Annotated in this window: 3 protein-coding genes; 2 read left to right on the forward strand and 1 reads right to left on the reverse strand. The window is 67.9% G+C overall.

Annotation, left to right across the window (positions count from 1 at the left end; translation table 11 throughout):
* Positions 1-127: 127 nt before the first annotated feature.
* Positions 128-1207: an Rv2578c family radical SAM protein gene (locus DSP71_RS14735; protein WP_113681459.1), complete on the forward strand. Its 1080-nt coding sequence runs from the start codon at positions 128-130 to the stop codon at positions 1205-1207.
* Positions 1208-1254: 47 nt separating this feature from the next.
* Positions 1255-1794, forward strand: a complete 540-nt coding sequence (locus tag DSP71_RS14740; RefSeq protein ID WP_113681460.1) for a YaeQ family protein — start codon at positions 1255-1257, stop codon at positions 1792-1794.
* 72 nt (positions 1795-1866) lie between these two features.
* Here the strand turns inward: DSP71_RS14740 and DSP71_RS14745 are convergent.
* On the reverse strand, positions 1867-3357 hold a 1491-nt coding region (locus DSP71_RS14745; protein ID WP_147251327.1), incomplete at its 5' end, for a DEAD/DEAH box helicase.

Below are 3357 nucleotides of genomic sequence, written 5' to 3' on the forward strand. Positions count from 1 at the left end.
CCGCGGATCGGGGACCGCGGCGCCGCATGCTGAGCGTGCGGCAGAAAGGGCATTGGTCCATCATCTCATTCGAAGATAGTTATGAGAGCGGCTTGCATCAGGATCGGTCATCTGTTCGAATAGTCGAATGCGGTGGCAAGGACAGAAACTCGGCGAGACGGATGCATCCGCGCTCCCCGGCCTCGAAGACCGATCCAGCGTTCTGCGCTCGGTGACCACGCCCGAGTTCGCGGGCATGACGTTCCACGAGGTGCTGTCGAAGTCGGCACTGAACCATGTCCCCGGCGCCTCGCGCATGCCGTTCGCATGGACTATCAACCCGTACCGCGGATGCTCCCATGCCTGCGTCTACTGCTTCGCCCGCGGCACGCACGAGTACCTCGACCTCGACGGCGGCTCCGATTTCGACTCGCAGATCGTCGTGAAGGTGAATGTCGTCGAGGTGCTCGAACGCGAGCTGCGCAAGGGCAGCTGGGAAAACGAGACCGTCGCCCTCGGGACAAACACCGATCCGTACCAGCGCGCCGAGGGCCGCTACAAGCTCATGCCGGGGATCATCCAGGCCCTCGCCGCATCGGGAACCCCGATCTCCATCCTCACGAAGGGAACGCTGATCCGTCGAGACATCCCGCTGCTCGTGAAGGCCGCGCAGCGTGTGCCGATCGATGTGCAGATGTCGATCGCGATGTACGACGACGACCTGCAGAAGGCCATCGAGCCGGGGGCACCGACGACGCAGGCCCGCCTCGACACCGTGCGAGCACTGGCGGATGCGGGTTTCCCCGTGACCGTCTTCCTCATGCCGATCATGCCCCATATGACCGACTCCCTCGCCGCGATCGACAGCGCCCTCGTGCGCATCAGAGAGGCCGGTGCACGCTCGGTCATCTACGGTGCCCTGCACCTGCGACCCGGCGTGAAGCCGTGGTTCTTCCAGTGGCTCGACGCGAATCGCCCCGACCTCGTCTCGTCGTACCGCGGCCTGTACCCGGGAGCCTCCGCCGAGGCGCCGAAGGGGTACAGACAGTGGCTCGCGAAACGCACTCGTCCGCTAATCCGCATGCATGGACTCGACGGCCGCCACGAGGACGACTACCCCCGGCGAGGCCTTCGGCCGGGGCAGGGTCACGTGCAGTCGGGCCCTCGAGTGGCATTCGCACCCAGCGCGCGATCCGAGGCATCACCCGCACAGCCGATGCTCTTCTGAGAGCGCTGGTCCGGCGCTCCTTCGCCGGCCGCGTAGGCTCGGGGATCATGGCGATCGGTTCCACAGTCCACACATTCGAGGTGCAGCTCGCTGACACCGATCGCGGCGTCTACGAGGACTACTCGCTGCGCGCGGCCCGGCATCCGTCCGAGACCGATGCGTACATGCTCACCCGGGTGCTGGCCTACGGGCTGGAGTTCGCCGAGGGTATCGCGTTCGGTGGCAGCATCTCCTCGACGGAGGAACCTGCAGTGCTCGTACGCGACCTCACCGGGCTCATCACGGCCTGGGTCGAGATCGGCGCGCCCGATGCCGAGCGCCTGCACCACGGCAGCCGTCTCGCCGAGCGCACCGTCGTGTACACGCACCGCGACCCCGCCAAGGTGATGGCACCGTGGACGGACAAACGCATCCACCGCCGCGAGGACATCCGCGTCTACAGCTTCGATCCCGGGTTCATCGAGACCGCTTCGGCCCTCATCGAGCGCCGGAACACCATGACCCTCACCGTGACCGAGGGCGTGATCTACCTCGACCTCAACGGCACGAACCTGACTTCCGCCGTGCACGTGCACGAGCTGGCCTGACCCCGCGCCCACACTCCCCGCACGACGAAGGCCCCGCCTGCGAGCGCAGAACGGGGCCTTCGTGAATGAGACTCAGGCAGTCAGGTCGGCCGCGGTCGGCACGCGACCGGCGATCTCCTCGATCACGTCGTCGTCCAGACGGGCGTTCTCGAACGGCGCGTCGATCTCGGCGCGATCGAGCAGCTCGGTCATGCGGCGCTGACGCTGGCGCGTGATCAGCGTGACGACGCGACCCGAGCGACCGGCACGACCGGTGCGACCCGAGCGGTGCAGGTACGTCTTGTACTCGTCGGGCGCATCGGCCTGGACGACCAGGTCGATGTCGTCGACGTGGATGCCGCGGGCGGCGACGTCCGTGGCGACGAGCACGTTCACGCGACCCGACGTCAGCCGCTCGAGGTTGCGCGTGCGCTTGGCCTGGTTCAGGTCTCCGTGCAGCGAGACGGCGGGGATCCCGGCGTCGTCGAACTGCTCGGCGAGCATGTCGGCGTAGGCGCGGGTGCGGGCGAAGACGAGCGTCTTGCCGTCGCGGTCGACGAGCGACGTGAGGATGTCGGCCTTGTCGCGGTGCTCGATCACGAGAACGCGGTGCTCGATCGTCGAGGAGTCCTGGTCCTCACCTGCGACCTCGTACACGGCGGGGTCGACGAGGAACTCGTCGACGAGCGCGGCGACCTCGCGGTCCAGCGTCGCCGAGAACAGCAGCTTCTGGCTGCCTTCCGCGGTGTGACGGAGGATGCGCTGCACGGGTTCGACGAACCCGAGCTCGCACATGTGGTCGGCCTCGTCGAGCACCGCGATGCGGCAGTCGGAGAGGTCGAGCTTGCCCTGGTTGATGAGGTCCTCGATGCGACCGGGGGTGCCGATCACGATGTCGACGCCCTTCTTGAGCGCACCCACCTGACGGCCCTGCGGCACACCACCGTAGATCTGCGTGGTGAACAGGCCGACGCTGCGCGCGATCGGCTGGATGGTGCGGTCGATCTGCAGCGCGAGCTCGCGGGTCGGAGCGAGGATGATCGCGCGCGGCGAACGTCCGAACTCACGGCGCTTGCCTGCCTGCGACTGCAGCACACGCTCGACGAGCGGTGCGCCGAAGGCGATGGTCTTGCCGGAGCCGGTGCGGCCACGGGCGAGCACATCGCGACCGGCGAGCACGGCAGGGATGCTGGCGGCCTGGATCGGGAACGGCGTCGCAGCGCCCATTCCGACGAGTGTCTCGACGATGTTCGAGCCGAGACCCAGATCGCCGAACGTCACACCATCGACCTCGACGGCCGCGACGGACTTCGCTTCGAGGCGCTCGTGGACGACATCGTCACCGGGCGCGAACTTCGCTCCGGTTGAGGCCGGACGGCTGGTGGCATTCCAGTCGTTGCGGCTCGGGCGCTCATTGCGTGCCGGGCGGCCACGGGTGTCCGAGGTCAGCGGACGGGGACGCTCGGTGCGGTAGGCGCCGCCGGTCGACGGACGCTCGCGCCCACCCTCGAAGGAACGCTGGGTGCGGTCGCGGTCGAAAGCACGACGTGCGCGGTCGGCGTCGAAGGAACGCTCGGGGCGCTC

The sequence above is a fragment of the Microbacterium sp. H6 genome (assembly GCF_003314775.1).
GTDB lineage: Bacteria > Actinomycetota > Actinomycetes > Actinomycetales > Microbacteriaceae > Microbacterium > Microbacterium oxydans.